The sequence below is a fragment of the Hymenobacter sp. UV11 genome, assembly GCF_004684095.1.
In the GTDB taxonomy this organism is placed as follows: Bacteria; Bacteroidota; Bacteroidia; order Cytophagales; family Hymenobacteraceae; genus Hymenobacter.
In genome coordinates, this window is sequence record NZ_SRII01000042.1 from 1 (window position 1) to 3,699 (window position 3,699).

Consider the following 3,699-nt stretch of genomic DNA (forward strand, 5'->3'; position numbering starts at 1 on the left):
GGGCCGAGCGCTGGCCCCTGCGGCGGGCCGTGGGCGTGACGGCGGTGGCGGGCCTGGCGCACGTGCTGAGCACGGTGCTGCTGGGCCTGGGGCTGGGGCTGCTGGGCTGGCGGCTCTCGGCGCGGTTTTCGCAGTTTGCGGGCGTGGCGGCCCCGGCGCTGCTCATCGGCATCGGCCTACTCTACGCCCTCTCCGGCCGGGGCCACACCCACCCCGACCCGTCCCCAGTACCGGTCCGGCGCCAAGGCCAGGTGGTACTAGGGCTGGCGGCCACCATGTTCCTGGCCCCCTGCCTGGAGATTCAAACCTTCTTCCTGGCCGCCGGCACCCACGGCACGCCCGCGCTGGCGCTGGTCATGGGCACCTACCTGGTGGTGTCGGTGGGGGCCATGAGCACGCTGGTGGCGCTGGCCTACTCGGGGCTGCGGCGCCTGAACCTGGAGGGCTTGGCCCACTACGAGCGCCGCTTTACCGGGGCCGTACTCGTACTGGTGGGCGTGGCCGGCTTTTTCGTGGACTGGTAGCCGCCCCAACGGCCCCGACCTCTTTTACTCACCGTTTCTATTGCCTGCTTTTACTATGCCCGACCCTTCATCCGATAACCTCAACGAGGAGCTGAACACTGCCAAGCAGGTGCAGCCCGAAAACGTGGGCGCGCTCAGCCGTGAGCAGCTTACCCCCGAAGCGGCCGCCGCGCCGCAAGGGCACGACGTGCCCGGCCACGACCACGCCGCGCACGACCACACCGGCCACAACCACCCGGCCGGCAAAAAGGTGGTGAGCCTGGGCGAAAAGGCGAAGGACGAGCACGCCGGCCACGACCACGGCTCCGGCGACGACCACGACCACGGCCCGGCCGACGCCAACCCCTACCTCTGGCCCGGCGTGAGCTTCGCGCTGCTGCTGGCCGGCATCGCGCTCGACTACTACAAAGTCGGCTTTTTCACCGGCTACGTGCGCCTGCTGTGGTTCGGCGTTTCCTACCTGCTGGTGGGCTGGAAGGTGGTGAAGGCGGCCGTGCTCAGCATCCCGAGCGGCAATATCTTCAACGAGTTTCTGCTCATGAGCATTGCCACCATCGGCGCGTTTGCCATCGGGCAATACCCCGAGGGCGTGGCCGTGATGCTGTTCTACACCGTGGGCGAGCTGTTTCAGGACGCGGCCGTGAACCGGGCCAAGCGCAGCATCCGCGCCCTGCTCGAGATTCAGGCCACCGAAGTCACCGTCATCCGCAACGGACAGACCGTAGTGCTCGACCCCAAGGAAGTGGTGGTGGGCGACACTATTGAGGTGAAGCCGGGCGAAAAAGTGGCCCTCGACGGCACCCTCACCAAAGGCCCGGCCTCGTTCAACACCGCTGCCCTCACCGGCGAGTCGGTGCCGCAGACCAAACAGGCCGGCGAGCCCGTGCTGGCCGGCATGGTGAACCTGGAAAGCCTGATTCAGGTGGCCGTGACGGCCAACTACAAGGACACCAAGCTGGCCAAAATTCTGGCCATGGTGCAGGACGCTGTGGGCCGCAAGGCCAAAACCCAGCAGTTCATCACCAAGTTTGCCAAAATCTACACGCCCATCGTGGTGCTGCTGGCCATCCTGCTGGTGGCAGTGCCCTACTTCGTGGTGAACGATTACGTGTTCCGCGACTGGCTCTACCGGGCGCTGGTGTTCCTGGTGATTTCCTGCCCCTGCGCGCTGGTTATCAGCATTCCGCTGGGCTACTTCGGCGGCATCGGCGCGGCTTCCAAGGCGGGCATCCTGTTCAAGGGCTCCAACTTCCTGGATTTGATGCGCGAGCTGGATACCGTGGTGATGGACAAAACCGGCACGCTCACCCAGGGCGTGTTTGCCGTGCAGCAGGTGCAGGCCGTGGGCCTCGACGAGGCCCAGCTGCTGCGCCTGGTGGGCGCGCTGGAAACCAAGTCGACCCACCCCATTGCCAAAGCGGTGGTGCAGCACGTGGACGCCGCCGCGAAAAGCGTTTCGGTGGATAACGTGGAAGAAATCAGCGGCCACGGCCTGCGCGGCAAGGTGGACGGCCGCGACGTGCTGGCCGGCAACACCAAGCTGCTCGCCAAGTTCAACGTGGCCTACCCGGCCGAAGTCGACCAGATTCAGGACAGCATCGTGGTGGCGGCCGTGGACGGCAAATACGCCGGCTACCTCACCGTGGCCGACGCCCCGAAGGAGGACGCGGCCCGCACCGTACAAGAGCTGCGTGCCGACGGCATCACGAAGATTGTGATGCTCTCCGGCGACAAGGACAGCATCGTGCAGCGCGTGGCCAAGGAGCTGGGCATCGACGAGGCCCACGGCGGCCTGCTGCCCGAAGACAAGGCCCGCTACGTGCAGGAATACAAGGACGCGGGCCGCAAGCTGGCCTTCGTGGGCGACGGCGTGAACGACGCGCCCGTGGTGGCCCTGGCCGACGTGGGCATTGCCATGGGCGGCCTCGGCTCCGATGCCACCATCGAAACCGCCGACGTGGTCATTCAAACCGACCACCCCAGCAAGATTGCCACCGCCCGGCGCATTGCCCGCGCCACCCACCGCGTGGTGTGGCAGAACATCTGGCTGGCCTTCATCGTGAAGGGCGTGGTGCTGGTGCTGGGCGCCGGCGGGCTGGCCACCATGTGGGAGGCCGTGTTCGCCGACGTGGGCGTGGCCCTGCTGGCCATCCTCAACGCCGTGCGCATTCAGCGCATGGACTACGCCACGCCCGGTACCGCCGGGGCTGCCCCGGCTGCCGCACCCGCGGCGGCAGCGGCCCCGCGTCCGGAGAATGAGTCGGTGATGGAGAAAATGCCGGAAGCAATGCGCCAGGGGCCCCACAACCAAACCGGCCAGGCGTCATGAGCGAAGTCCAGGAAATGAGCCGCAGCGCGGCGGCCCGCAACAAGCGCCCGCTGACCATCGTTTTTTTCACCACGCTCACTTACCTGGTGGCCGAGGTCATCGGCGGTTTCTGGACCGGCAGCCTGGCCCTGCTGGCCGACGCCGGCCACATGTTCACCGACGTGGCCGGCGTGGGGCTGGCGCTGCTGGCCATCCGCTTCGGCGAGAAGGCGGCCACGCCCGAGCGCACCTACGGCTACTACCGCTTCGAAATCCTGGCCGCCCTCACCAACGCGGTGGTGCTGATTCTGATTTCGATTTACATCCTCTACGAAGCCTATCTGCGCTTTCTGAACCCGCCCAAAGTGGAAAGCACCACCATGATGTGGGTGGCCGGCGTGGGCCTGCTGGTGAACATCTACGGCGTGTACCTGCTGCGCAAAAGCTCGGGCGAGAGCCTGAACATGAAGGGGGCGTACTTCGAAGTGCTCAGCGACATGCTCACGTCCGTGGGCGTGATGGTGGCCGGCGTCGTCATGCTCACCACCGGCTGGTACTACGCCGACCCGCTGCTCTCGGCCGGCATCGGCCTGTTCATTTTGCCCCGCACCTGGGTGCTGCTCAAAGAGGCGGTGAACGTGCTGCTCGAAAGCACACCCAAGGACGTGAACCTCGAAACCCTGCGCCAGGGCCTGCTGCAGGTGCCCGGCGTGGCCGCCGTGCACGACATGCACGCCTGGGTGCTCACCTCGGGCGTGAACGCGCTGAGTCTGCACGTGGTGCTCACCGACGACGCGCACCACGAGGACGTGCTCACCCGCGCCCACGAGTATATCACGGGCAAGCACCCCATTCAGCACGCCACCA

The 3,699-nt window shown here is 66.6% G+C and carries 3 protein-coding genes; all 3 read left to right on the top strand.

What is annotated here, in order from left to right:
* The coding region (locus tag E4631_RS26185) for a hypothetical protein (protein ID WP_166647969.1) at positions 1–524 on the top strand (524 nt) is incomplete at its 5' end.
* Between the two features lie 55 nt (positions 525–579).
* Positions 580–2,853 carry a heavy metal translocating P-type ATPase gene (locus E4631_RS25530; RefSeq protein WP_133656221.1) on the top strand — a complete coding sequence of 758 codons (2,274 nt, stop codon included), beginning with the start codon at positions 580–582 and terminating at the stop codon, positions 2,851–2,853.
* Positions 2,850–3,699, top strand: an 850-nt coding sequence (locus E4631_RS25535) for a cation diffusion facilitator family transporter (RefSeq protein WP_133656222.1), incomplete at its 3' end; no start/stop codon positions are given. The genes E4631_RS25530 and E4631_RS25535, both read left to right, overlap by 4 nt.